This window comes from Bradyrhizobium sp. 190 (assembly GCF_023073415.1).
Lineage (GTDB): Bacteria > Pseudomonadota > Alphaproteobacteria > Rhizobiales > Xanthobacteraceae > Bradyrhizobium.
Genome location: NZ_JADPJL010000008.1, coordinates 223,385 through 249,600, shown reverse-complemented (window position 1 = coordinate 249,600; position 26,216 = coordinate 223,385). Strand labels below are relative to the sequence as shown.

At 61.4% G+C, this 26,216-nt stretch carries 20 protein-coding genes and 2 pseudogenes; 7 read left to right on the top strand and 15 right to left on the bottom strand.

The window, feature by feature from the left end; all coding sequences use genetic code 11:
- The first annotated feature begins 77 nt into the window (after positions 1 to 77).
- A pseudogene (locus IVB22_RS04950) lies at positions 78 to 1,803 on the top strand (caspase family protein).
- A gap of 143 nt (positions 1,804 to 1,946) precedes the next feature.
- Here IVB22_RS04950 and IVB22_RS04945 read toward each other — a convergent pair.
- From IVB22_RS04945 to IVB22_RS04920, 6 genes are all read right to left on the bottom strand, one after another.
- Positions 1,947 to 3,065 carry a cobalamin-independent methionine synthase II family protein gene (locus tag IVB22_RS04945; protein ID WP_247516191.1) on the bottom strand — a complete coding sequence of 373 codons (1,119 nt, stop codon included), beginning with the start codon at positions 3,063 to 3,065 and terminating at the stop codon, positions 1,947 to 1,949.
- Positions 3,066 to 3,085: 20 nt separating this feature from the next.
- Positions 3,086 to 3,799, bottom strand: coding sequence for an ABC transporter ATP-binding protein (locus tag IVB22_RS04940; RefSeq protein WP_247516190.1), 714 nt, complete (start codon positions 3,797 to 3,799; stop codon positions 3,086 to 3,088).
- Complete coding sequence (locus tag IVB22_RS04935; protein WP_247516189.1) at positions 3,792 to 4,544, bottom strand: ABC transporter ATP-binding protein; 753 nt, start codon at positions 4,542 to 4,544, stop codon at positions 3,792 to 3,794. Before IVB22_RS04935 ends, IVB22_RS04940 begins: the two co-directional genes overlap by 8 nt.
- Positions 4,541 to 5,572 (bottom strand): branched-chain amino acid ABC transporter permease, encoded by a 1,032-nt coding sequence (locus IVB22_RS04930; protein ID WP_247516188.1) that lies wholly within the window; start codon positions 5,570 to 5,572, stop codon positions 4,541 to 4,543. The genes IVB22_RS04935 and IVB22_RS04930 overlap by 4 nt, the downstream gene beginning before the upstream one ends.
- 7 nt (positions 5,573 to 5,579) lie before the next feature.
- On the bottom strand, positions 5,580 to 6,449 hold the full coding sequence (locus tag IVB22_RS04925) for a branched-chain amino acid ABC transporter permease (RefSeq protein ID WP_247516187.1): 870 nt from the start codon (positions 6,447 to 6,449) through the stop codon (positions 5,580 to 5,582).
- Positions 6,450 to 6,624: 175 nt separating this feature from the next.
- Positions 6,625 to 7,749 (bottom strand): ABC transporter substrate-binding protein, encoded by a 1,125-nt coding sequence (locus IVB22_RS04920; protein ID WP_374207491.1) that lies wholly within the window; start codon positions 7,747 to 7,749, stop codon positions 6,625 to 6,627.
- Between the two features lie 416 nt (positions 7,750 to 8,165).
- Here IVB22_RS04920 and IVB22_RS04915 point away from each other — a divergent pair, with 416 nt between their 5' ends.
- Entirely contained in the window at positions 8,166 to 8,444 is a 279-nt protein-coding gene (locus tag IVB22_RS04915; RefSeq protein WP_247516186.1) for a hypothetical protein, read from the top strand.
- Here the strand turns inward: IVB22_RS04915 and purU are convergent.
- Positions 8,441 to 9,304, bottom strand: a complete 864-nt coding sequence (purU, locus tag IVB22_RS04910; RefSeq protein ID WP_247516185.1) for a formyltetrahydrofolate deformylase — start codon at positions 9,302 to 9,304, stop codon at positions 8,441 to 8,443. The genes IVB22_RS04915 and purU overlap by 4 nt on opposite strands.
- Before the next feature lie 140 nt (positions 9,305 to 9,444).
- Here purU and IVB22_RS04905 point away from each other — a divergent pair, with 140 nt between their 5' ends.
- Positions 9,445 to 10,290, top strand: coding sequence for a uroporphyrinogen-III synthase (locus tag IVB22_RS04905; RefSeq protein ID WP_247516184.1), 846 nt, complete (start codon positions 9,445 to 9,447; stop codon positions 10,288 to 10,290).
- Positions 10,291 to 10,312: 22 nt separating this feature from the next.
- Here the strand turns inward: IVB22_RS04905 and IVB22_RS04900 are convergent, their stop codons facing one another.
- On the bottom strand, positions 10,313 to 11,359 hold the full coding sequence (locus tag IVB22_RS04900) for a cyclase family protein (RefSeq protein WP_247516183.1): 1,047 nt from the start codon (positions 11,357 to 11,359) through the stop codon (positions 10,313 to 10,315).
- 565 nt (positions 11,360 to 11,924) lie between these two features.
- On the opposite strand from IVB22_RS04900, the pseudogene IVB22_RS41860 reads away from it, so the two are divergent.
- A pseudogene (locus tag IVB22_RS41860) lies at positions 11,925 to 13,288 on the top strand (MFS transporter).
- On the opposite strand, the gene IVB22_RS04880 reads toward IVB22_RS41860, so the two are convergent.
- From IVB22_RS04880 to IVB22_RS04855, 6 genes are all read right to left on the bottom strand, one after another.
- A complete protein-coding gene (locus tag IVB22_RS04880; protein ID WP_247516180.1) occupies positions 13,285 to 14,265 on the bottom strand; it encodes a tripartite tricarboxylate transporter substrate binding protein in 981 nt (326 codons plus the stop codon). The pseudogene IVB22_RS41860 and the gene IVB22_RS04880 overlap by 4 nt on opposite strands.
- A gap of 113 nt (positions 14,266 to 14,378) precedes the next feature.
- Positions 14,379 to 15,323, bottom strand: coding sequence for a GDP-L-fucose synthase (locus IVB22_RS04875; protein WP_276576903.1), 945 nt, complete (start codon positions 15,321 to 15,323; stop codon positions 14,379 to 14,381).
- Positions 15,304 to 16,389 carry a GDP-mannose 4,6-dehydratase gene (gene gmd / locus IVB22_RS04870; RefSeq protein ID WP_247516179.1) on the bottom strand — a complete coding sequence of 362 codons (1,086 nt, stop codon included), beginning with the start codon at positions 16,387 to 16,389 and terminating at the stop codon, positions 15,304 to 15,306. The genes IVB22_RS04875 and gmd overlap by 20 nt, the downstream gene beginning before the upstream one ends.
- Positions 16,390 to 16,743: 354 nt before the next feature.
- Positions 16,744 to 17,532, bottom strand: coding sequence for a class I SAM-dependent methyltransferase (locus IVB22_RS04865; protein WP_247516178.1), 789 nt, complete (start codon positions 17,530 to 17,532; stop codon positions 16,744 to 16,746).
- Complete coding sequence (locus IVB22_RS04860; protein ID WP_247516177.1) at positions 17,499 to 18,962, bottom strand: bifunctional class I SAM-dependent methyltransferase/glycosyltransferase family 2 protein; 1,464 nt, start codon at positions 18,960 to 18,962, stop codon at positions 17,499 to 17,501. The genes IVB22_RS04865 and IVB22_RS04860 overlap by 34 nt, the downstream gene beginning before the upstream one ends.
- A gap of 72 nt (positions 18,963 to 19,034) precedes the next feature.
- Positions 19,035 to 19,877: an FkbM family methyltransferase gene (locus IVB22_RS04855; RefSeq protein ID WP_247516176.1), complete on the bottom strand. Its 843-nt coding sequence runs from the start codon at positions 19,875 to 19,877 to the stop codon at positions 19,035 to 19,037.
- A 425-nt stretch (positions 19,878 to 20,302) separates the two neighbouring features.
- On the opposite strand from IVB22_RS04855, the gene IVB22_RS04850 reads away from it, so the two are divergent.
- Positions 20,303 to 22,333, top strand: a complete 2,031-nt coding sequence (locus tag IVB22_RS04850; RefSeq protein WP_247516175.1) for a hypothetical protein — start codon at positions 20,303 to 20,305, stop codon at positions 22,331 to 22,333.
- A gap of 116 nt (positions 22,334 to 22,449) precedes the next feature.
- On the opposite strand, the gene IVB22_RS04845 is transcribed toward IVB22_RS04850, so the two are convergent.
- Positions 22,450 to 23,124, bottom strand: coding sequence for a Crp/Fnr family transcriptional regulator (locus IVB22_RS04845; protein ID WP_247516174.1), 675 nt, complete (start codon positions 23,122 to 23,124; stop codon positions 22,450 to 22,452).
- A 306-nt stretch (positions 23,125 to 23,430) separates the two neighbouring features.
- Here IVB22_RS04845 and IVB22_RS04840 point away from each other — a divergent pair, with 306 nt between their 5' ends.
- Together IVB22_RS04840 and IVB22_RS04835 are read left to right on the top strand one after the other, a co-directional pair.
- Complete coding sequence (locus IVB22_RS04840) at positions 23,431 to 24,252, top strand: ABC transporter ATP-binding protein (protein WP_247516173.1); 822 nt, start codon at positions 23,431 to 23,433, stop codon at positions 24,250 to 24,252.
- A complete protein-coding gene (locus IVB22_RS04835) occupies positions 24,249 to 26,180 on the top strand; it encodes a long-chain fatty acid--CoA ligase (protein ID WP_247516172.1) in 1,932 nt (643 codons plus the stop codon). Before IVB22_RS04840 ends, IVB22_RS04835 begins: the two co-directional genes overlap by 4 nt.
- Positions 26,181 to 26,216: the final 36 nt, after the last annotated feature.

Sequence of the window (26,216 nt, the reverse complement as noted above, 5' to 3'; positions counted from 1 at the left end):
GGCGCCGGCCTTGAACCCCCATGCCGCGGCAGGCAACAAAGCGGTATCCGCCACTTGCGACCAATCACGGGGACCTGATGCGCCGCGCGATCTTGACGCTTATCCTGCTCGCCGCCGCGCTATGGTCGGCGCCTTCCCTCGCCCAACCGCGAAGCCAGCTTGGGCCGCTCTGCACCACCGACACCACGCCGGCCGATCAGCAGATCGACGCCTGCAACAAGATCATCGCGCTGAAAGTGTTTTCCGGCGAGAAGCTCGCGAACATCTATTTCTGGCGCGCGGTCGGCTGGAACAAGAAAGGCAACTACACGCAGGTGATCGCGGATGCCGGCGAGGCAATCCGCCTGCGGCCCAGCCAAGCCGTCTACAATCTGCGCGGCTCGGCCTATTACGACAAGGGCGAGGACGACATCGCGATTGCCGATTTCAACGACGCGCTGCGAATCGGGCCGCCGACCGGCATCACCTTTCACAACCGCGGCAACGCCTGGCGCTCCAAGGGCGAATACGCCAAGGCGATCGCCGACTACGATCAATCGATCAAGCTCGGACCGCCGTCGGCGTTCTCCTGGCAGAACCGCGGCATTTCGAAACGCGCACTTGGCGATCTCGATGGTGCGTTGGCCGACATCAATGAAGCGATCCGTCTCGACCCGGAATTGCCGCAACCTTTGACCAGCCGCGCGGTGATCTGGCGCGCCAAGGGTGACCTTGATCGCGCCATCGCCGACACGACCGAAGCGATCCGGCTCGCAAAAGCAAAAGCACCGGTCAACATCATGACGCCGCCGGGCGGCGTGCTGATCTCGGCCTATAGCCAGCGCGCCCTCTCCTACGAGGCCAAAGGCGAACTCGACCGCGCCAGGCAGGATTACGCCGCGGTGCTGGAGGGCAAGGCCTCCGATGCCGGCAGCAAGGCCAATCAAGCCACCGCCAAGGTTCGCCTGTCACTGCTGTCGGAGTCGTTGCCGCCGCGAGCTGCGAAGGAGGCGCTGCGCTCGCGCGTTGAATCGGCGGCCCCGTCTCCGCCGGCCGGTGCGGCGCCCCCACCTCCCGCGGCCCGTGCAAGCGCCTGCTCCGACCAGCCGTCGCGTTGCGCTGGTGATCGGCAACAGCGCCTATACGCATGTCAGGCCGCTGCCCAATCCCCACAATGACGCCCGCTCGGTCGCAAAAAGCCTGCGCGACATCGGATTCGTGGTGACGGAGGGAACCGACCTCGGCCGCACGGCGATGCAGGCGACGATCCGCGACTTCCTGCGCGATGCCGCGCGGGCGCAGGTGGCGGTGGTCTACTACGCCGGCCATGGCGTGCAGATCGACGGCCGCAACTATCTGGTGCCGATCGATATCCAGTTTCAGTCCGGCAGCGGCATGACCGATGCGATGATGGACATGGATACGATCATGGCGGGCCTCGACGATCAGGTCCGCACCAACATCCTGATCCTCGATGCCTGCCGCAACAACCCGATGGCGCCGAAGCTGGCTTCCGCAGGTCCTGCCCGTGGCATCGAAGCCGGCTCGGGGCTGGCCGCGCCCGCCACGCTCGGGGCCGGCGCGACCCTGGGTGCGGGCACGCTGATCGCATTTGCAACGGCGCCCGGACAGGTCGCGCTCGACGGCGAAGGCGCCAACAGCCCGTTCTCGGCCGCGCTGACGCGCCACATCGGCACGCGGGGACTCGAGGTGCAGCAGATGCTGACGCGGGTACGGGCCGAGGTGGTCGCGGCAACCAAGGGCAAGCAGGTGCCGTGGTCGAACTCGTCGCTGCTGGGTGAAGTCTATCTGGCGGAGAAGTGAAGGCCGTGATGGCTCTTCGTCATTGCGAGGAGCTCGCGACAAAATTGCAAAGCAATTTTGCGCTGAAGCGACGAAGCAATCCATTCTATCCCAACGCTGAGAGGTGGATTGCTTCGCTTCGCTCGCAATGACGGCTGAGAGACTTACTTCCCCCACACCTCGTTGGCGACTTCGACCGCGAGGCTGAGCTTGGCCCACTGCTCTTCCTCGGACAGGATGTTGCCTTCCTCGGTCGAGGCGAAGCCGCATTGCGGCGAGACCGCGAGCTGGTCGAGCGGGGCAAACTTGGCGGCCTCTTCGAGACGACGCTTGATGTCGTCCTTTTTCTCGAGTTCGCCGAATTTCGACGTAATGACGCCGACCACGACCACCTTGTTGCCCTTTGGCAGATAGCGCAGTGGCTCGAAGCCACCGGCACGGTCGGAATCATATTCGAGGAAATAGCCGTCGTAATTGGTGCCGGCCAGCATGGTCTCGGCCACCGGCTCGTAGCCGCCGGACGAGATCCAGGTCGAGCGGAAATTGCCGCGGCAGACATGCGTGGTGACCACCATGTCGGCCGGCCGTTCGGCTAGCGCGTAGTTGATGACGCGCGCGTAGATTTCCTGCAGTCCATCGGGATTGTCGCCGCGATCGCGCGCCTTCTGCAACTCGTCCTGCGAGCAGAGATAGGCCCACACGGTATCGTCGAACTGCAGGTAGCGGCAGCCGGCGTCGTAGAACGCCTTCACCGCCTTGCGGTAGGTCTTGCCGAGATCGGCGTAGAATTCCTCGAGATCGGGATAGACCTCCTTCGAGATCGACTTGCGGCCGCCGCGGAAATGCAGCACCGCGGGCGATGGGATCGTCATCTTCGGCGTGACGTGGGCCGTGTCGGCATGCTTCTTCAGGAAGCGGAAGTGATCGAGCATCGGATGGTTGTCGGGGAAGTCGAGCTTGCCGATTACGCGGACGGCGTCATGGCGGGTCTCGACGCCTGCGAACTGAATACCCGTCTCGGGGTGGAAGAGCACGCAGCCGCCGAGCTTGGCGAGAAAATCGAAATGCCACCAGGAGCGGCGGAATTCGCCGTCGGTCGCGAGCTTCAGGCCAATGGAAGCCTGCTTGTGCACGACCTTTTCGATCTCGAGGTCCTCGGCCTTGCGCAGGTCCTCCGCCGTGATCTCGCCCCTCTCCAGTTTGGCGCGCGCTTCCTTGATGCGCTGTGGCCGCAACAGGCTGCCGACCTCGTCGGCGCGGAACGGGGCTTTGGTTCTCTGCATGGTCTCAACTCCCATCAAATCTAGTGCGCAGCGCCGGCGACGCCGAGATAGCGTTCGAGCACCGCGGGATCGGCCTTCAATGCGTGGCTTGCCGCATCATGCACGATTGCGCCGCGTTCCAATATCACAACCCGATCGGCCAGCCCCAGAATCTTTTGCGCGTTCTGCTCGACGATGATCGAGCAGATGCCGCCGGCCCGGGTGATGGTGCCGAGCGCCCGCAGCAATTCCTCGACGATGATCGGCGCCAGGCCCTCGGTCGGCTCGTCGAGCAGCAAAACCTTGGGATTGAGGGTAAGCGCGCGGCCGATCGCCAGCATCTGCTGCTCGCCGCCGGAGAGCTGGTTGCCGAAATTGCTGCGGCGTTCCTTCAGCCGCGGAAACATTTCGTAAACCTTGTCCACGGTCCAGGGGCCCGGCTGGGCCACGGCGGTCATGTTTTCCTCGACCGTCAGCGAGCGGAAGATATTGCGTTCCTGCGGCACCCAGCCGATCCCTGCCCGCGCCCGCTGGTCCGGCCGCATTGCCGTGATGTCCACCCCGCCGAGCGCAAGCGTGCCGCCGAAGCGGCGGGTGATGCCGACGATCGAATTGATCAGCGTGGTCTTGCCAGTGCCGTTGCGCCCCAACAGCGCCAGCACCTGGCCCTCGCCCAGGGTCAGCGACATCGAGGGCAGCACCACGGCTTCGCCGTAGCCGGCGCGCAAGGCATCGATGGCGAGAAGATCAGACATCGGCGGCCTCACCGAGATAGACCGCCTTGACCTGCGGATCCCTGGCCACCTCGTCGGGCGGGCCCTCCACCAGCATGGCGCCATTGACCAGCACCGAGATGCGGTCGGCAAACGAGAACACCAGATCCATGTCGTGCTCGATCAGCAGCACCGTGACGTCACGCGGCAGGGCGGCAACCGCCGCCAGAATATCGTGGCGTTCGCTCTCGGGCACGCCGGCGGCGGGCTCGTCGAGCAGCAGCACGCGCGGCCGGGTCGCAATCGCGACCGCGATCTCCAGCAGGCGCTGCTTGCCATAGGGTAGCGTTGCGGTGAGCTCGTTCATCACGTCGAGCAGATGAAAGCGCCCGAGCGTCTCGGCAATCTCCTCGTTGACGTCGGCGCGCGTGCCCATCCGCCGCCACCAGTCGCCGCCGCGGCCGAGCCGTTCGGAAACCGCCAGCCCCACGGTTTCGAGCGGGGTCAAATCGGCATAGAGCTGGTTGATCTGGAAGGTGCGCGAGAGCCCGCGCAGCACCCGGGTGTGAACCGGCAAATCGGTGATGTCGGTGCCCTCGAGCAGGATCCGCCCTCCATTCGGCTTGAGCACGCCGGTCAGGAGATTGATGACGGTGGTCTTGCCGGCGCCGTTCGGCCCGATCAGGGCGTGGCGGGCGCCTTGCTCCACCTTCAGCGAGAGGTCGCGCGTGACCTTCAAGCCGCCGAAGGATTTTTCCAGTCCCTTTGTTTCCAGCGCGATCGTCATGGCGCATCGCTTTCAGGAACGGCCACGACGGCCTTGCGTCCGAAGACCTGGCGGATCACAAGGTTCGGCCCCCAAAGCACCCAGCGATGGATGCGCTCGCGGCCCACCAGCACGATCACGACCAGAACGAGCCCGATCCAGAACATCCAGTATTGCGGCGTAATGGTCTGAAACAGCTCCTGCAGCATCTTGAACACGACCGCGCCGATCAGCCCGCCATAGAGATAGCCGGTGCCGCCGATGACGAGCACCAGCATCAGATCGGCGGAGCGCTCGAACGCGAACACGTCGAGGGAGGCCAGCGCCGTGGTCTGGGTGAACAGCGCGCCGGCGATGCCGGCATAGAATGCCGCCACCGTATAGATCGCGATCAGGCGGCGGTTGACGGGCACGCCGATCGCCGACGCCCGCAACGGGTTGTTCTTGATCGCGCGCAGCGACAGGCCGAACGGCGAATTCACGATCCGCCGCGCCAGCAGAAACAGCAGGAACAGCACGATCAGCGAGTAGAAGAAGCCGGTCTTCCCGAACATGTCGAACGCAAACAGGCCGAGGATCGGTTGCATCTCGATGCCCTGCAGCCCGTCGGTGCCGCCGGTGATGTTGGAGAAGCGTTCCGCCAGCGCCTCCAGCAGCAGCGCGATGCCGAGCGTCACCATCAGCCGCGTCAGGTCGACGCCGCGGATGACGAGGAAGCTCGTGAGGAAGCCGAGCACCATGGCGATCAGGCCGGCCGCAACAAGCGCGATCACCGGCTCGTTGATGATGCCGTGCAGGGCCAATAGCCCCGCCGAATAGGCACCGACGCCGAAGAAGGCGGCGTGCCCCAGCGAGACGATGCCGGCGTAGCCGAGGATCAGATCGAGCGACAGCGTGAACAACGCCAGCCGAATGATGTCGGTCATGATCAGATAGCGGGAGGGAAACAGGAACGCGCAGGACGCCGCGAGAACCCAGAACGCGATTTCAGCCGGACGCAAGCGGGCGCGGGCGATGGCATGGGATGAAACATCGGAGACTGCGGTCATCGCTGGCTCACCGCGCGGCGGCGCGGCCGAACAAGCCGTTCGGACGCCAGATCAGGATGACGATCATGATGGTGTAGATGACGAACGGTCCCATCTTCGGCACGTAATATTTGCCGGCGACGTCGCCGATGCCGAGCAGAAGCGAAGCAAGGAACGGCCCGGTGATGCTGGAGGAGCCGCCGACGGTGACCACGATCAGAAAGTAGATCATGAATTTGAGCGGAAAATACGGATCGAGCCCGAGAATTTCGGCACTGAGCGCCCCGCCGAGACCCGCAAGGCCGCAGCCAAAGGCAAAGGTGAACGCGAACACCTGCGGCACGTTGATGCCGAGGCCGCTGGCGGCGCGCGGATCGTCCACCGCCGCCCGCAGACGGCTGCCAAAGCGGGTCTTCGCCAGGATCAATTGCAGCGCCACCGTGAGCAGGCCGCAGATCACGATGATCATCAGCCGGTAGCGGCCGATGCCGACGCCGAAGAAATCGAACTGACCCTCGAGCGCCGCCGGCAGCTTGATGAAGATGCGCGACGATCCCATGATGTAGTCCACCGCCGCCACCGACATGAAGGTGAGGCCGATCGTGAACAGCACCTGGTCGAGATGGCTGCGGGTATAGAGGTGGCGGTAGAGCGTGCGTTCCAGTAGCACCCCGATCGCCGCGGCTGAGACAAAGGCCAGCGGCAGCGCTGTGAAGAACGGCCAGCCGGAGTTGTTCACCAGCACCGCACAGATATAGCCGCCGGTCATGGCGAAGGCGCCATGGGCGAGATTGACGAAATTCATCAGCCCGAGCGTCACCGCCAGCCCGCAGGCGAGCACGAACAGCAGCATGCCGTAGGCGACACCGTCGAACAGGATGGTGAAGAGCGTGGTCATGGGAGAGACAAATCCGCAGCGATACGAAATCTATAGATCGTCATGGCCTGGCTTGTCCCGGCCATCCACGTCTTCCGCTAGCCTTCGCGGCGAAGAAAGACGTGGATGCCCGGCACAAGGCCGGGCATGACGCAGATAGAGCGGAGCAACACGTTCGGCTCAGCACATTTCGCCGTCACTTCTTCGTCTTGCCGGAATCCTTCACCGCCTCGAAGGTCGCGAATTCGACGTTGTAGAGTTCGCCGTCGACCTTCTCGACCTTGCGGATGTAGATGTTCTGGACGATGTCGCGGGTTTCCGGATCGATCGAGATCGGGCCGCGCGGGCTTTCCCACTTCATGCCCTTCATCGCCTCGATCAGCGCATCGCCGTCGGTCTTGCCGCCGGTCTTCTTCAGCGCCTCGTAGATCAGGCGGATGCCGTCATAGCCGCCGACCGCCATGAAGCCCGGGCGCTGGTTGAAGGCCTTCTTGTAGGCGGCGACGAATTCCTTATTTGCCGCCGAGGGATGGGCCGCGGAATAGAGATGCGCGGTGACGGTGCCGAGCGCCGCATCGCCCATGCCGTTGAGCAGATCGTCGTCCATCACGTCGCCGGGGCCGATCACCTTGATGCCCGATTTGTCGAGCCCGCGCTCGGCATACTGCTTCATGAAATTGCCGCCCTGCCCCGCCGGCACGAACACGAACACGGCGTCGGGCTTGGCGTCCTTCATGCGCTGCAGAAACGGAGCAAAATCAGGGTTTTGCAGCGGCACCTTCACCTCTTCCACGATCTCGCCGCCGCCGGCGGTGAAGTTCTGCTTGAAGAAGTTCAAGGCGTCGTTGCCGGGCGCATAGTCGGAGGTCAGCGTTGCGACCTTCTTGATGCCGTTCTTCGCGGCCCAATCACCGATGATGGTCGACGACTGCGCCAGCGTGAAGGAGGTGCGCACGATATAGGGCGAACGCTCTGTTATGATCGAGGTGCCCGCCGCCATCACGATTTCGGGAATCTTGGCCTGCGTTGCCAGTGGCGCGGCGGCAAGGGCTGCCGGCGTCACGCCGAAGCCCGCGATGAAACTGACCTTGTCGTTGACGATCAGCTCCTGCGCCAGGCGCTTGGTGTTGTCGGGAACCGCCCCGTCGTCCTTGAGGATGACTTCGATCTTCTTGCCGGCGACGGTATCGCCGTTCTGCTGCATATAGAGCTTGACCGCGTTGTCGATCTGCTTGCCGGTCGATGCCTGGCCGCCGGTCATCGGCAGGATCAGGCCGATCTTGACGGTCTCCTGGGCGTGAGCCGGCGCAACCGCCAGCATTCCGGCGACGGCGCCTGCGGCCAACAACATGTGACTGCGAATAGACATGAACATCTCTCCCCCTGATCGGCCTTGTGTCCTCGAACCGAGTCCCCGGCCCTTGATCTCCACCGTAACCCAGATTTTTCGGCCGGGTAGCGCCGGCAACATGGCGTCCTTGGCCGCCCTTTTGTCAATCGGACCATTGGCGTGCCGCGGCGAAGTTGCCGGGGCAACGGGAACTGTCGCGAAACAGGCGACGGTATTATAATATGATCCAACCTCGCCGCCCGACGCTTCCGCCCACTATTGGCCGCCTATTTGTACGGTTGTATAAATTAACTGGCCCTGTCAACAAAGATGCGTCCTCGCCGGTTCTTGAAAGGCGGCGCCCTAAATCCATCATCCTTAAAGGGTCAGGTCGTAACCTGCTGCCGATGCCGACCAGCGCGCGCCATATTGTCACGATCCTCACCGTTGCCCTCGCGGGCTGCGGCCTGGCCGGTTGCGGCACGATCAACGAGAAACTGGCAGCCGGGATCAGCGACGCCATTCCGGCGGCGATCGGCGGAATGCCCGCGGACGCGCCGCCGCGCCCCGGGACAGCGAAGTACGACGAGTACATGCGGGAGCGCGAGCGAAAGCGCCTGCTGCCGGCTTCCGAACGCGGCGAGGAAACCAAGCCCGCGCCCTCCAAGCAGGACGCGGCTCGCTAATCCATGAACACTACAGTCTTGCGACCATTGAGGATCACGCGGTCCTCGAGGTGATGGCGCGTGGCGCGCGCCAGTACGCGGCGCTCGATGTCGCGGCCCTTGCGCGACAGATCTTCCGGCGTGTCGCGGTGGCTGATGCGCTCGACGTCCTGGTCGATAATCGGGCCCTCGTCGAGATCGCGCGTGACGTAATGCGCGGTGGCGCCGATCAACTTTACGCCGCGCTCGTGAGCCTGGTGATAGGGGCGCGCGCCCTTGAAGCCCGGCAGGAACGAGTGATGGATGTTGATGCAGCGCCCCGACAGTCTTGCCGACATCTCGTCCGACAGAATCTGCATGTAGCGCGCCAACACCACGAGATCGGTCTTCGTGTCCTGCACGAGCTTCCAGACCGCCTCTTCCTGCTCGCGCTTGGTTTCCTTCGTGACAGGCATGTAGTGGAACGGGATCTCGCAGAAATCGAGATTGCCGTAGGTCTCGCGCGGATGGTTGGAGACAACCGCGGTCGGGATCATCTCGAGTTCGCCGGTGCGCCAGCGATACAGGATATCGACCAGGCAGTGATCCGACTTGGAAACCAGCAGCATCACGCGGCGGCGATTGGCGCGGTCGCGCATCTGCCATTCCATGGCAAAGCGATCGGCGATCGCGGTGAAACCGGTCTGCAGCGCCTGCAGTTCGACGGCGAGATCAGCGGCGGTGAACACCACCCGCATGAAGAATTTTTTGGTCTCGACGTCGTCGAACTGCTGAGCGTCCAGGATGTTCTGCCCGTTATGGGCGAGAAAGGTCGACACCGCGGAAACGATGCCGGGGCGATCCGGGCAGGACAGGGTCAGAACGAACTGGTGATCGGGCATGGCGAAGCTGACTACAATTCAGGCAAAAGGGTGAAGCGGCGATTTGCGGCCCTGCTCTATCACCGCACATACGCTTGCGCCAATCCCGAAACCGGGGTCAGGATGAACAAAGCGCGAAGCAAAAGCGTTGGAGCGAGATCATGGCTGACAGATTGAACGGTTACCGCATCCTGATTCTGGAAACGCGCGAGGAAGCGCAGTTTTCCCGCCTGCTCACCGAGCAGGGCGCCGACGTGCTGCAATGTCCGATGTTCACCATCCACGACGCGCCGGACCCGGCACCGGTCGAAGCCTGGATCGGGCGATGCATTGAAAAGCCCTTTGACGATTTGGTGCTGATGACGGGCGAAGGCCTGCGCCGGCTGATGAAGGTCGTCCGGCGCATCGGCGTCGAGCAGGAATTCATTGCCTCCCTCGGCAAGGCGCGCAAATTCGCGCGCGGACCCAAACCGGGCAAGGCGCTGCGCGAAATCGGACTGGAACCGCAGATGACGACGGAAAAGCCAACCTCCGAAGGCATTGCCGAGATGCTGTCGCGCCTCGATCTCGGCGGCCATCGCCTCGGCCTGCAGCTTTACCCGGACAAGGATCACAGCGTCCTGATCGGCGCGATCAAGGCGCAAGGCGCCGAGGTCGATACCGTGCTGCCCTATGCATATGACGCGCAGGCCGCCGACGCCAACATCCTCATCGCGATCGACGAGATGGCGGCCGGCCGCATCGACGCGATCGCGCTGACCAATCTCGGCCAGATCCGCCGCCTGATCGAGGTTGCGCGCGCGCGAGGCTGCGAGGATCGGCTGCGTGAGGGGCTCGAATGTACGCCGATCGCTTCCGTCGGACCGGCGGTGTCGGAAGAGCTCAAGTCTCACGGCCTGCGCACGGATATCTATCCGGCCGAGGACGCATTTTTCATGCGGCCGCTGATCTCGGCGATGGCGGCGGCACTCGCAAAAAATCCGCCGCGCGCGGCTGCGGGAAACTAGGGCGGCGTGGACTCCTAAGCGATTAACGGAGGACGAGCGGCCGTAGCGCCGTTCCGGCCACGGTACCGCGGATGGCGTTTGTGGTCAGGATATAGGCGAACTCGTAGACACGATCGGCGGCGAGCCGCTCGAGGTTATTGAACTCCAGGATGTGGACGCCCTGCTGGACGAGCAGATAGACGTGAACCGGGATGAAGCTGCCGCCAACGGCCTGAGAGTCGGCTGGCTTCGGCGGCGCATATTCGAGCCCGGACGTATCGGAACCGAGCATAAGCGCGCCCTTCTCCTCGACGAGCCACTTCGCGGCTGTCAGGCCGATGCCCGCCGAGTCGTGCTGGCCGATCTTGGCGTGGTCGCGGCCGTTCTCGCCCCAGTAGCGCGCGGTTCCCGTGCGCAGCAGAACGACCGTGCCCGGGGTGACGTCGACGTTCTGCGCCCTCAACGCGCCCTCGATGTCCGCGACAGTGATCTCATAGGAAGACGGAAGGGCCTCCACGTTCTTGAAGCCCGCAACGTCGACCAAGACGCCCCGCGCGACGATCGGCGGGATCGTCGTCACGTCGGCCTTGCGAACGCCGAAGTCGCCGCCCCACTCATCGGACGTGAAACCGTTGTAAAACTCGTTCTTCGGTCCATGTGTGACGTGGCCAAGCCCATCAAGCTGGGTCGCCACGTTGTCGTTCATGAAGATCGCGTTGCTATGCCAGGCGGTGATGCCCGTATTGCCGCCCTCCGCCGTGGTGAACGCCAGATCCTTCTGGCTCCTCACGCCCGCGGGCGACCGGAAGCTCATGATCTCTCCCGGGCTGTGGCCGGGCCATTTGTATGAATAGCGATCATACGGAAGGCCGAGATCGTAGGCCTTACCCTGTGTCACGAGCTTCAAGGCGGCCAAACGTGATGCATCGGTCATCTCGTTGAGGTTTCCGACCTCGTCCTGAGGTCCCCAGACCCAGCCCCACCCTTTTCCTTTTGTCCACTTCTTCATGCCGCTGTCCTGCGCATAGCCGTCGCCGGCTGCGAGTGCGAGAACGACCACGGCGAGCAGGAATCGCGAAACTACCTTCATGGAATCCTCCTGGAACGACATGGATAGCTTAGCTTGGCCAGTCTAGGCCTGAGCTGGCCGTGGGATCAACGAGATTGTCGGTCGGCGCCGCCACCCCCACGCGGGACACGAACTTCAGCTCCGGTCCCAAATGCGAAGTGGCGCAACCGACTCTAGTCTGGAATGCGCACCAAAGCAGATCTCCACCGACCACTGAATTTATGGGTTCACATCCTAATCCACCTTGGCGCCGGCGAACTTGACCACCTTGCCCCATTTGTCGGTCTCGTCCGCCACAAGCTTGCCGAAGTCGATCGACGCGATCGCGCTGACCAATCTCGGCCAAATCCGTCGCCTGACCGAGGTCGCCCGCGCGCGAAGCTGCGAGCATCGGCTACGCGAGAACGAGTTGTTGACACGCGAGACCCCTAGTCCAATTGTCGGAGATCGCTGCGCGCGATGAGCAACAGGTCAAGGCTCCTGTCCCAGCGGCTGAAATTGCCGGCCTGCTCGACGTAACGACACCCAAAGAGGTGTCGTTGAATCCGCATCTTGAGGATACGCGACACCAACTACGGGGGGCTTCATGAGCACGACCGCAGCAACTGCCGAACGATCACAACCACTGCCGCCCAATGTTGGGGCGGTCGAATCGATCTATTCGAAGGTCAATTGGCGGATCCTTCCGTTGCTGCTGATCGCCTACATGATCGCCTATCTCGACCGCATCAACATCGGCTACGCGCAACTGCAGATGAAGCAGACGTTACCCTTTGGCGATGCCGTCTACGGGCTCGGCGCAGGCATCTTCTTCGTGGGATACTTTCTGTTCGAAGTTCCGAGCAATCTGTTGCTGGAGAGGATCGGAGCGCGCAAGACGCTGCTGCGTATCATGGTGTTGTGGGGGCTTACCGCGGCGGCGATGATGTTCGTGACGACGCCGACGCAATTCTATATTGCGCGCTTCCTGCTCGGCGTATTCGAGGCGGGTTTCTTTCCCGGCATCATACTCTATTTCACTTACGGTATCCCTCTGTCCGCCGCGGGCAGGTCATTGCGATCTTCATGTCTGCAACCACCATCGTCAGCGTGATCGCCGGACCGCTCTGCGGCGCCATCCTCAAATATTTCGACGGAATGAACGGCTGGTACGGGTGGCAATGGCTGTTCCTGGTGCAGGGGCTGCCGGCCGCGATACTCGGCGTCATCATCTTCTTCTATCTGCAGGACAAGCCGGCGGATGCACACTGGTTGTCGCCGGCCGAGAAAAACCTGCTCCGGCACAATCTGGAACACGACGAAAAGGACATCGAGGGCGAAACCGAAAGCACGGTCGGCCAGATGATCCGCGATCCCAAGATATATCTGCTCGCCCTGGTCTATTTCCTGCTGCTCGGCGCGACCTACACGATGGTGTTCTGGCTGCCGACCCTGATCCAGAGTTGGGGCGTCAAGGACCTGCTGCTGATCGGCATCTACTCCGCGATCCCGAACGCGATCGGCATCGTCGGAATGATCCTGATCGGCCGCAGCTCCGACAAGTATCATGAGCGACGCTGGCATTTCGCCGCGTGTGTGGTCGTCGCAGCGGTCGGCTTGTGGATTACAACCCTGCTGCAAGGACACCTGGTCGGATCGATAGCGGCGCTTTCATTCGCGGTCATCGGAATTGCGGCGGCAACGCCGCTGTTCTTCACCCTCATTACCGAATATCTGTCGGTCGCGGCGGCCGCCGCCGGCATTGCACTGATCAGCAGCCTAGGCAACCTCGGCCCAGCGGTCAGTCCATCGATCAACGGATTGATCACGCAGTACACCGGCAACAACACCTACAGCATGTACCTGGTGATGGCGCTTTATGTACTGGCGGGCGTCATCTTGCTGGTCACAGTCAAGGCCGCGAAGGGCGCGAGCCATGGCGCAGCCACAACGCCCGCGCCTTCGAGCTAGTCCACCTTGGCGCCGGCGAACTTGACCACCTTGCCCCATTTCTCGGTTTCGTCTGCCACCAGCTTGCCGAAGTCGGCGGCCGAGCCCGGCAGCAGTATCGCGCCGATTTCGGTGAACCGCGACTTGGCTTTGGGATCGGCGAGGATTTCGTTGACGGCCTTGTTGAGCCGGTCGACGATTTCAGGCGGCGTGTTCTTCGGCGCCGCGAGACCGTACCAGGCACTTGCTTCGTAGCCGGGCAGGAAGTCAGCGACCAGCGGCAGATCCGGCAGCACCTCCGAGCGGGTCGTGCTGGTGACCGCAAGGCCGCGAAGCTTGCCGGATTTGACGTGCTCGGCGCAGGTCGGAAGATTGTCGAACATCACCTGCATCACTCCGGAGAGCATGTCGGTGAGTGCCGGCGCGCCTCCCCGATAGGGCACATGCTGCATATTGATTCCGGTCGACATCTTGAACAGTTCGCCCGACATGTGGATCGTCGACCCGTTGCCTGATGACGCCATGTTGAGCTTGCCGGGATTGGCCTTGGCGTAGGCGATCAATTCGGGAATCGACTTGATCGGCAGCGAGGGGTGCACCACCACGACGTTGGGAAAGCGGATGATGCCTGCGATCGGCTCCATCTCCTTCATGAAATCGAAGGGCAGCTTGTCGTAGAGCGTGGCGTTGATGGCGTTGGCCGGCGCGACCAGAAGCAGCGTGTAACCGTCCGGCGTGGCGCGCAGCACGGACTCGGTCGCGATGTTGGTGCCGCCGCCCGGCCGGTTCTCGATGACAAAGGATTGCCCAAGCTTTTCCGATAACCACTGCCCCATCAAGCGCGCCGTGAGATCCGCCGAGCCGCCGGGCGTGTAACCGATCACGAGGCGAACCGGCCGCGCGGGATAAGCCTGCGCGCTCGCGTTTCCAGATGTGAGCGGAAGCGCAGCCGCACCGGCGGCGAGTTGCAAAAATTGACGACGCTGAAATTTTTTCATGTTTCCTCCAACACACTGGCGGCTCTTGCGGCCGCCTGGGTGCGCGCATCCTACCCGTCGAGCGTCGTGAAGCCGACAGATATTCTCAGTCCGAAGGCGGAAGATTCACCGCGTCACTTCGTCTCGCTGAGGAACGCCTGATAGGCCAGCCTGATGCCCTCCTCGAGCGAGGTAGAGGCGCGCCAGCCGAGTTTGGCCAGCCGGCTGACATCGAGCAGTTTGCGCGGCGTGCCGTCCGGGCGCGAGGTGTCAAAACCGATCTCGCCAGTGTAGCCGACAGTCGTCGCGACCACGCGGGCGAATTCGGCGATGGTGATGTCCTCGCCAGTGCCGATATTGACCAGCTCATCGTCGGAATAGGTCTTCATCAAATGGATGCAGGCATCGGCGAGGTCGTCGACATAGAGGAATTCGCGCCGCGGTGTGCCGGTGCCCCAGACCACGACCTCCCTGGCGCCGGACATCTTCGCCTCGTGGAAGCGGCGGATCAGGGCGGCCACGACGTGGCTGTACTCGGGATGATAATTGTCGCCACGACCGTAGAGATTGGTCGGCATCACATTGATGAAGTCGGCGCCATACTGGCTGCGATAGGCCTCCACCATCTTGATCCCGGCGATTTTTGCAATCGCATAGGGCTCGTTGGTCGGCTCCAGCGGCCCCGTCAGCATGGCATCTTCGCGCAACGGCTGCGGCGCCAGCTTGGGGTAGATGCAGGACGAGCCGAGGAACATCAGCTTCTCGGCGCCATGGACATGCGCGGCGTGGATCACATTGGTCGCAATCGCCAGATTGTCGTAGAGGAATTCGGCGCGCAGCGTGTTGTTGGCGACGATGCCGCCGACCTTGGCGGCCGCCAGAAACACCACCTGCGGACGCTTGGCGGCGAACCATTTATTGACCGCGGCCTGATCGCGCAGATCGGCCTCGCTGCGGCTCGCCGTCAGCAGCTCGACGTTTTCCGAAGCCAGCCGGCGCACCAGCGCCGAGCCGACCATGCCGCGATGGCCGGCGACATAGACCGTCTTGCCTTTCAGCTCAAACGGAAGGCTTGCCATTGGCCACCTCCCGCCTTGCGTCAGCGAGATCGCTTGCGACCATTTCCTTGACCAGTCGGGCGAACGGCGTCTTCGGCTGCCAGCCGAGCTTCTCGCGCGCCTTGCTGGCATCGCCGACCAGAAGATCGACTTCGGTCGGCCGGAAGTAGACCGGATCGATCCGGACCACGGTCTTGCCGGATTTTTTGTCGACGCCGGTTTCGTCGACACCGTTGCCGCGCCATTCGATGCGGCGGTCGACTTCGGCGAACGCCAGTTCGACGAATTCGCGCACCGAACGGGTTTCGCCGGTCGCCAGCACGAAATCGTCGGGCGCGTCCGCCTGCAATATCCTGTGCATGCCCTCGACATAATCCCGGGCATGGCCCCAGTCGCGCTTGGCCTCGAGGTTGCCGAGATAGAGCACCTCTTCCAGGCCGGTCTCGATGCGGGCGACGCTGCGCGTGATCTTGCGCGTCACGAAGGTTTCGCCGCGGATCGGGCTCTCATGGTTGAACAGGATGCCGTTCGAGGCAAACATGCCGTAGGCCTCGCGGTAATTGACCGTGATCCAGTAGCCGTAAAGTTTCGCGACGCCGTAAGGCGAACGCGGGTAGAACGGCGTGGTCTCCTTCTGCGGCACTTCCTGGACGAGGCCGTAGAGTTCCGACGTCGAGGCCTGATAGAACCGCGTCTCCTTCTCCATGCCGAGGATGCGGATCGCCTCCAGCAGTCGCAGCACGCCGATGGCGTCGGCATTGGCGGTGTATTCCGGGCTCTCAAAACTGACGCCGACATGGCTCTGGGCGGCGAGGTTGTAGATCTCGGTCGGCCTGATCTGCTGCATCAGCCGGATCAGGTTGGTCGAATCCGTCATGTCGCCGTAATGCAGCAGGAACGGCACATTGCCGGCGTGCGGATCCTGGTAGAGGTGATCGATGCGCGCGGTGTTAAACGAGGACGACCGCCGCTTGATGCCGTGGACCTCATAGCCGAGGCCGAGCAGATATTCGGCCAGATAGGCGCCGTCCTGGCCGGTGACGCCGGTGATCAGCGCCACGCGCCGCTGCGAATCTTGAGCCGCCATGTCCTCTCCAATGATGCCGATCCGCAGCGATTAACAGCCGTTCCGCGCTCCCATCGCCCAGCCCAAATGAGGACGGAGGGGCCGTGCCATCGGCCGCGCACGGCCATAGCATCCGACCAGAGCCGTGTCTAAGGCTGATAGCCTGATAACGGAGTAGATAGCGCATTTTGCCCGCTAAACTAGGACGCAATTCACAGGGAAGCCGCAAAATCCAAACATGCCCAGCGATTTAGAAAGTTGAATCTCTGGCCATCCAATGAATCCTTCGATGAGAAGGAACTACTCGATCCCCATTTTTGACCGCTGCGGCAACTCCCGAAGTTGCAGGTCGAAATCCGAAATAACTCGACACCGCTATATACGTTGCAGGACAATCATCATCCGGAATGCTAAATGTTTTCGGACTGGAGCTGGCACCTTTCTTTCAAGTGCCAGCATCGGGCCGACCAGTGAGCCCGGAATCAACGACCATTTCTGGAATCCGCCGCTCATCGGATAGGCGAAAAGGCTGTGCCATTCGACGGTGCGTACCCGCAACGACGGAACGGTCTGTTCGATACGCCTGCACGCGGGAGCAGTGGCGAACAACAATGTGGGAATTGCCTGATTGGCATCGAACGGATCACGATCGGGATCGATTGCGACAAGCGCGAATGGATCGGCGTTCATGTCCACGGGTTCTTCGTGAAACCGATCGTAGAACCTGCGCGCGATTGTCGTCATCGCCGGCTCGATCATCGCGAGACACCCGCCGGGCTTCAAGACGCGCGACGCCTCCTTGAGGAATTCGATCGGGCGTTCCAGATGATGCAGGACATCGAGCATCACGACGCCGTCAAAGATTTCATTCCGGAAAGGAAGCCGGTGAGCATCGGCGACCACGTCGATACCCGGAAAGGATAAGATGTCGGCGGAAACGACATCGGGGCGAGATTCCTTGATGTGAGCAGTTCCTCCGCCGATGTCGAGAACGCTACCCGCCGGACAGTTTTCAAACAGCTGCCGGTGAAAGTCATGATAGAGAGCGCGTAGCGCTTTCTTCCGCGCCCAGACTTGCCGATGGATGACCTGGCGTTGATTCAAACCGATTGCGCTCTGCGTCATAACAATCAAATGGCCTTGAGCTTGCGGTAGGCGAACCACACCATTCTCAACAGCAACCAACCGTCCCGAAATCGAGATATCTGGGTTTCGCCAAAAGTGCGGGCCTTGTAGTGGATCGCAGTTTCGACGATTTTCAGATTCTGTTTCGCGGCACCGAAGATCAGATCAAAATCCCCGAACGGATCGAAGTTGCCGAAGTATTCGCGCTCCCGCGCCAGCACTTCGTAATCTTTTCGCAAAAGGACTTTGGTGCCGCATAGCGTGTCGGTGAGCCGGGTGTTTACGAGGTAGCTGAATAGATAGGCAAAGCAGCGGTTGGCGATGAGATTGAGTGATCGCATCGCCTCGTTTTCCATTGGGTAGATCAGGCGGGTGCCGTTGACGAATTCTGCCTTGCCGGTCTCGATTAACGAATGATATTTCGGCAGTGCTTCAGGAGGCATCGTCAGATCTGCATCGAGAATCATCAGCACGTCGCCGGTAGCGCTGGCGAAACCTTTTCGAACCGCATCCCCCTTACCCTTTCCATCCTGCTTCAGCACTTTGATGTCCCAGTTGTCCTTATATGCATCGCGTACCCGCTCGCACTCTTCGAACGTGCCGTCGCTGGAATTTCCTTCCACGAACAGAATTTCCTGCTTGGCGGCGAACCTCGGCATCCGCAGTATAGCGCTTTCGATATTGCCTTTCTCGTTTCGACAGGGAATGACGATGCTCACGGAATATTTCCGGTCCGGAAACTTCAGGACCGGACGTCCGACGAGGTAGGTTCGGAGGCATAAATGCCTGATCACTGGCAGCGGCGCGATGAAGCGATTGACGAACGAACCAATTCCGAACCAGCGCAGCGGTATCAATTGGCGCTGCTCTTGGCTAATCACTTCGAAATCCGCGATATCCATCAGGTTCAGGAAATCGACGGTGGCAATATAATTGATCTTCGGTCGCCTTCTACGCAGACGCAGCAGCTCGGCGACTTTCAGGATCGGCTCCCACAAATGTGAGTAATAGGAGATTATGATCCGCGTGGATGGAGTGCACAAATGATGCACAAGTCTCAATGTGCCGTCGATGTCCTCGAACATCCCGATGGTATCAGCGATCACGATGTAATCGAACGGATCCTCGATGCCGGCCAACGTTGCCGGATTTTCTACGTCGCCGAGAACAAAATGCAGGTCTGGATGCAACTCCCTGGCTTTAGCAATCGTATTGACGCTGAAGTCTATTCCGACCCCGTAGGATGGTTTCAGCGCAGCGAGCAACTCGCCTTGGCCACAACCAAGTTCCAGTACCCGCTTACCGGGTGGGATCAGGAATCGCATGAACTTGCGGTCGTCTTCGCGATAGGCGGCGTTGAACTTGCTGAGACGATCACCACCCTTCGGGCTGCTTTCGGCGTATTGCAGGAATTCCCTCTTTCGCAAATTGCCGACCGGTGGTGAAATGCTGGATTGCGCTGGGTTCATTGTGGCGTCCAAGTTGACACCCGCCTCTTGCTAGAGTGCGGCTTACATTTTCGACGGACGGCTGCGCAGGCATCAGGTGACGCGGGCGATGACGTTCATGCTTTCGCCGCTCGCGACCAGCGCCTGCAACTCTTTTGCTGTCGAAGGCAGACGCTTCTGCGTCCTCTCGTGGTAGAAGATATACCCATTGGGGATGAAGTAAGAGAGGAGTTGGTCTAGTGAGGTGCCCCGTTCGTCGAGCACATAGGGCGCCAATTCCATCACGAAGGTCGGGCGAGCATCGCGAAGCAATGACGGCGCGCCGCGAAGCACGTCACATTCGAACCCGTCCACATCAAGCTTTACCAAGTGCACTTTTCGGTCAGCATGCTCGGCTAGAATGCTGTCCAGACTCCGCGCCTGCGCTGAATCCGTCTGCATTTCGCGACCAAGGTGCTTAGGGTGCAGTCCTGCCTCCGCTACCAAAGGCCAACTGGAGTAGATGGCATCCGGAACGACGGTTCCATCCGTGGCGGTCAAGAAGCAATGAAACGCATCCACCCGAGACGCAAGCGATGGATTGAGATCCAGGTTCCGTCGAAGCTTGCGGAACGCAAAATCCGTCGGCTCGAACGCCAAAACCCGGCCCTTCGGACCGACCAGTTTGGCCAAACGCAATGTGTGCGCCCCGATGTTGGCGCCGATATCGAGCACGAGCGAAGAGGGTTCCGTTAATTTGCTCAAGGCGATCGCGGTACTGGGCTCGAACATGCCTCCGAGATAGATTGCAAAATCTATTCCCTGCGAAAGGTCCAGGTCGTAACTAATTCCATCTCTGACAAAAATCTCTCGATCGGTTCGACCCAGCAGCGTGCGACCGGCGTGAACCGCGCGATAAATCGCGCGCGCGGCGCCGATTTTATGGGTCGTCTTCATCGATGGAATCCGCTCCTAGGCAGTCGAACCGGGCTATTCCTAACGGAAGGGATGCCTCCTGTAAATTGATAGAGCGCGCTTAGCAACGTATTGTTGTGGCGCCTCCGTATGGTTGTCAGCAGGCATATCGTTGGTGGTTGTAGAGCACTCCCGCGCGGCGCGATTGGTTGGTAAACGAGCACGCGCCTCACTCAGCGCCTCCCCTCGTCAGCCCCGACAAGAAGGCCGATTCGCTGCTTACGCGCCCTTGTTGCAGGAGGGGCGGCAAGCTCCCGGTAGTTGACCGGTCGCCGAGGTTCGGGCATGGATCGGTTATAGATGCGATCGAAGACCAAGAAGTGTCACGGAAAGGGCGGTCGCGCGTGTGCGAGATGCCAGCACAAAACATCAAGACACGGCGACCTTGGGTCTGGTGCTGCTTAGTATTGCTGGCAGCGGTTTCGTTCGTGATTTTCCGGCACAATACCGCGCTCTATCCGTACTACTCCACCGACGACATGGATCAAGTCACAGCGCTCGACGCGCTTTTGATCCAAGGCGGCATGCTCCCTGACCAAGTGACCCATCCGGCGGGCGGGATGTACTTGATGCTGTCCTGGAGCCAGTGGTTCGGCCAACTAGTTGGGCTAGTGCATATGCGGGACTACACCGCAATGTATAGCTGGGCCAATCCATTGCTCGGTGTTGCCGAACTGATCCAATTTCTTCGCGGGCATCTGGCGTTCCTCGCCGTCGGCTGCGCGCTGCTGCTCGCGCTCGCACTAGCCAAGGTTACCCGCGCCGGGCCGTTGCTCATGATCTTGGCATTTCTATTCTTTGCAGGTTCGCGATCACTCGCATATCAGACGATCCTGTTTCGGACCGACCTTTTCAGCCTCTTTTATGCATCATGCAGTCTGTACGTTGCACTGATTGCCGTCGATGCGAACAGAGCGTTGCGATCATCGATTCTGGCGGTTGCTTCCGGCATGTTTGCCGGACTGGCGTTCAGCACCAAAATTCTAATTCTTCCAACCATTGCCGCCGTACCACTGTTTGCGCTCTTGATGATGCTCCGGGACAGTAGCTTGTCTGCATTTGGGCGATTGTCGCCGCGGAGCAATCGAATAATCGCGGGTGTCTCGATCTCTCTATACGTCGCCTTCGTCGTGCTCGCCTTCTTTCTGGACTTGCCGGCGCACGTCTATCACTCTCGAACATCGTTCTCGATCACGCCGCTTTGCATCGTCACTGGTTTGGCCTTGATTATCCCGATGCTGCTGACCGAGTTTTTCAAAAAGCCGGAAAGCTTGGGATATCGCTTCGGCTCCTTTGCGAACTTGATGGGGTTGGGAGTTCTTCTTTCGATTCCGCTGCTGATGCTTGTTTTTTCAAACCTGTTCACGGGTGCCTTTTACGCATTATCCATCGTCAAGGTCGCCTTCCTTGGTACGGTAGATCCGACCCTCCTCGGCAACCCGGCACCGCTGTGGCAGAAGTTCACGAGCGCTCCCCTTCTGTTCCTTTTGCCAGCGGCGATGGTAGGCGCGCTCGTCGTTTGCCAGCGGCGGTCGTCAAACTATGGCGAGCTTGCAATTCTAGGGGTGATTTTTCTTCTCTTCGTCTTGTCCGTCGTCGTTTTCAGTCGGGGAATGCAGGGGCAGGACATCATCTTCTCCGAACCGCTAGGCTTGTTCCTGAGCCTCGTCCTGCTGCAGACGCTTTGGAAACGCGGCGTCGCTCTTCGGCTAGCGGCCGTGGCTTTCTCGGTCTTGCTTGCGTTCCATGTTGCCATCAACGGGCAGCCCGCACCAATTGTTAATGCTCAGCTCGCCGGTTATTTCAGGGAAACGAAGCAATTGATGACCTCCTACGGCCGGGGAAACCAGGGCGTGTTCGAGGGGAATTTCACGCGTCTTTTCGTACAGGATGACGATGGGCGCAGGATACCGGTCGCATCGCGTGACGCGATATTCGAGCAGGCCGCCAACTTCGACACGATCGCATCGCAAGTTGAATTCAGCTTGCCCAACTTGCGCGTGGATCGCAGTCGCATCGGCGTGGTGGCCGAGGGCCTGAAACCCTACGGCCAACAACGTCCGGAGGCGAGATTTACAAAGGTAGACGACATCTTCAGGGGCGCCACATCCTATGTCCCGCGACCCGCAGATGCGGTACTCGGCGCCGAGGGTCTCAGCCGATTGTTTACCCTCCTAGGTGTTCATTCGATCGAACTCAACGCTCTACTCCGCACTCATCCTGAAGCGATTCGGACGAGATCGGATCTAAGCGTGTTCGTCCTGGTCCCCGCCGCCATTAAGGACGAGTTCGCGTGGTCAGAAGCGCCTGTCGAGATCGGGATCGGAGATCAGAATTACGTCGCGGTGCCAGTCCATGCCAATCCGCCAGCCGCGCTTTTGGCTAAGCTCGTAGCGGTTAATGATCGGATCATCGTGATCAAACGAAAGCACGCATAGAGATTGCTCATCGAGACGGCCTTCTACCGCGCACGCCCCGGGGGCCAAGTCTAATGTCATAGTCGTTTGAAATCAGACCTTTAGTGCCTGCTGGAAGCTCGATGCGCGCGGTGGCGTCACTCGCCGTGCTGACGCAAGCGTTCGAGTTCGGTAATGGTGACACCGCCATATTCGAGCCGCAGCAAGCCTTCCTTCTCCAGCCGCTTCAGGCACTGGTTGGCGTTTTGCCGCGAAATACCGGACAGCGCTCCGATTTCTTCCTGCGTGATCTCGAGATGGCGCGTCATGTCCGGATAGAGGATCGGGTTGAACAGCGAGGCGATCGAGCGCGCGACGCGGCTGGTGGCATCCAGCGTGCGGCCATGTTCCACCGCGCCAATGAACTGGCCGAGCCGCTCGTTGAGCTGCCGGACCAGAAAGCGGTTGAACGCGACGCTGTTCTCGAACAGCCAGAAGAAGGTGCTGCGGTCCATCAGCGCCAGCCTGGTATCGCGCAACGCGACCACGTCGTAACGGCGCGGCTCGCTCTTCAGCACCGAGCCCTCGCCAAACCAGGCGCCTGCCGTGAGGCCGGCAAACGTCGCAGCCTTGCCGCCGCTCGACACGGTACTCATCCGGGCAAGACCCGTGACGATGCCGGTCCAGTAGTCGAAGGCATCGCCGCGCATGAAAATATGCTCATTGGCGCGATAGGATTTCTCCACGATGCCGGCGCGGGCGATCTCGATTTCCCGTTCGTTCAGTTCGCGCGACCAGGCCGCGATGCGCTTGAGGTAATCCGCAGCAATCATGATCGCATCGACCGTCGCGTCCCCATCGATTCCTGTGCTGCACTGCAGCAGAAGCAGCCTGGCGAAATTTCCCGACCAATTGTCAGGCAAAAGACATTTCAAACTATCGCATTGCCCTAAGGAGAGCCACCTCGGTGCGCGCGGCCTATGGCGCGGTGGCGGGGGTGCGACGCTACCACGCGTGACGCGGGCATCGGCCGCTACCGATAGTCGGATGGCTTGCCCGTCACCGCCGATGTAGGATCGCATGCGATTGCAAACGATAGATAAAGAGCGCTGCTCAGGCGCCGTATCTGGAGGGAATGAGTGGCTTACACGTTGGAAGTGCGCGGGGTGTCTCTGCGCTTCGGTGGCGTCCGTGCGCTGACCGAAGTCTCCTTCGGCGTGAACGAGGGCGAATTGTTCTCGATCATCGGCCCGAACGGCGCCGGCAAGACCTCGATCGTCAATTGCATTTCGGGTCGTTACAAGCCTACCGAAGGCAAGCTGTTCTACCGCGGCAAGGACATCACCGGCCTCAATCCGAACGCGCGGCCCCGGCTTGGCATCGGCCGCACTTTCCAGAACCTGGCGCTGTTCCATCATATGAGCGTGCTCGACAACATCATGGTCGGGCGGCACCATCTCCTGAAGAACAATTTCATCACGGGCTCGCTGTACTGGCTGACCGGCGCGCGGCGCGAGGAACTCGAGCACCGCCGCAAGGTGGAGGAGATCATCGATTTCCTCGACCTGCAGTCGGTGCGCAAGGCCACCGCCGGCACCCTGCCCTACGGCCTGCGCAAGCGCGTCGAGCTCGCCCGCGCGATGGCGCTGGAGCCACAGCTGATCCTGCTCGACGAGCCGATGGCCGGCATGAACTTCGAGGAAAAGGAGGACATGGCGCGCTACATCGTCGATCTCAACGAAGAGTTCGGCATGACCGTCATGATGATCGAGCACGACATGGGTGTGGTGATGGATATCTCCCACCGCGTCATGGTGCTGGATTTCGGCCGCAAGATCGCCGAGGGCGATCCGGCGTCCGTGCTCGCCGATCCCCATGTGAAGCGCGCCTATCTCGGTGAAGAGGACGAGGCTCTCGTCGACCCCGACGATACGCCCGCACCTCGGGAGAGCGCGGCATGATGGATTACGCCGGACGCGCCGCCCAGGCGGATACTTTTCCGAAGCTGTTGCGCCTCAACGCGAAGGAGCACGGCGGCGAGATTGCGTTGCGCGAAAAGGATCTCGGGCTGTGGCGCGTCTTCACCTGGAACGACTATCAGACCCGCGTGCATGATTTCGCGCTCGGCATGATCGAATTGGGTCTCGGGCGCGGCGACGTCATCGGCATCATCGGTGACAACCGCCCGGACTGGGTGGCCGCGGAAATCGCAACGCATGCTGTTGGCGCCATGAGCCTCGGCCTTTACCGCGACGTGCTGGACGAGGAAGCGGCCTATCTGCTCAGTTATGGCGACGCCAAACTGGTGTTTGCCGAAGACGAGGAGCAGGTCGACAAGCTGCTGGCGCTGGCCGACCGCGCGCCGAACCTCAAGCACATCGTCTATTCCGATCCGCGCGGGATGCGGAAGTACGACGATCCGCGGCTGATGGAGGCCGAGAAGCTCGCCACGATGGGTCGCGACCGCGCCGCGCGCGAGCCCGGCCTTTACGACCGGCTGGTCGATAAGACCCACGGCGAAGATGTCGCGATCCTCTGCACCACCTCGGGCACGACGGCCAACCCCAAGCTGGCGATGCTGGCGGCGGGACGCGTCCTCAAGCATTGCGCGACCTATCTGGCGTTCGATCCGAAGGGACCGGACGACGAATATGTCTCGGTGCTGCCGCTGCCCTGGATCATGGAACAGGTCTACGCGCTCGGCAAAGGGCTGCTCTGCCGGATGAAGGTGAACTTCGTCGAAGAGCCAGAGACCATGATGCACGATTTCCGCGAGATCGCGCCGACCTTCGTGCTGTTCGCGCCGCGGCTCTGGGAATCGATTGCCGCTGACGTGCGCGCCGGCGTGATGGACTCCTCGCCGCTCAAGCAAAAACTCTTCGATATCGGCATGAAGACCGGACTCTCGGCGCTGGCGCAGGGCAAGCATTCTGTTCTGGCCGACCAGCTCCTGTTCCGCGCGCTGCGCGACCGGCTCGGCTTCACGCGGCTGCGCTCGGCCGCGACCGGCGGCGCCGCGCTCGGGCCGGATACCTTCAAGTTCTTCCGGGCCATGGGCGTGCCGCTGCGCACCCTCTATGGCCAGACCGAACTGCTCGGCGCCTACACGCTGCATCCTTTCGACAAGGTCGATCCGGACACCACCGGCGTGCCGATGGGCGGCGACATCGAGATCCGCGTCGACAACCCGGATGTCAACGGCATCGGCGAAATCGTCGTGCGCCATCCCAACATGTATCTCGGCTACTACAAGAATCCGGAAGCCTCGGCCGCCGACATGAAGGATGGCTGGATGCACTCGGGCGACGCGGGCTATTTCAATGCTGACAGGCAACTCGTCGTCATCGACCGCATCAAGGATCTCGCGGAGACCTCGCGCGGCGAGCGCTTCTCGCCGCAATATCTGGAAAACAAGCTGAAGTTCTCGCCCTACATCGCCGAGACGGTCGTGCTCGGCGCCGGCCGCGACACGCTGGCGGCGATGATCTGCATCCGCTACTCGATCATCTCGAAATGGGCGGAGAAGAACCGCATCTCGTTCACGACCTATACCGATCTTTCCTCGCGCCCCGAGGTCTATGCGCTGCTCCGCAAGGAGGTCGAGGGCGTCAACGCCACGCTGCCGCCTCCTCAACGCATCTCGCGCTTCCTGCTGCTCTACAAGGAACTCGACGCCGACGACGGCGAACTGACCCGCACCCGAAAGGTCCGCCGCAGCGTCATCAACGAGAAATACGCAGATATCATCGACGCGATCTATGGCGGCAAGAGCGATATTCCCGTCGATACTGTTATCCGATTCCAGGACGGCACCACCCAGCGCATCCGCACTACGCTCCGGGTGGTCGATCTCGGCCATGATGCGCCGATGGCGGAGGCGGCGGAATGATGACGCAGCAACACAGCGCGGTGCCAGTTGATGCGC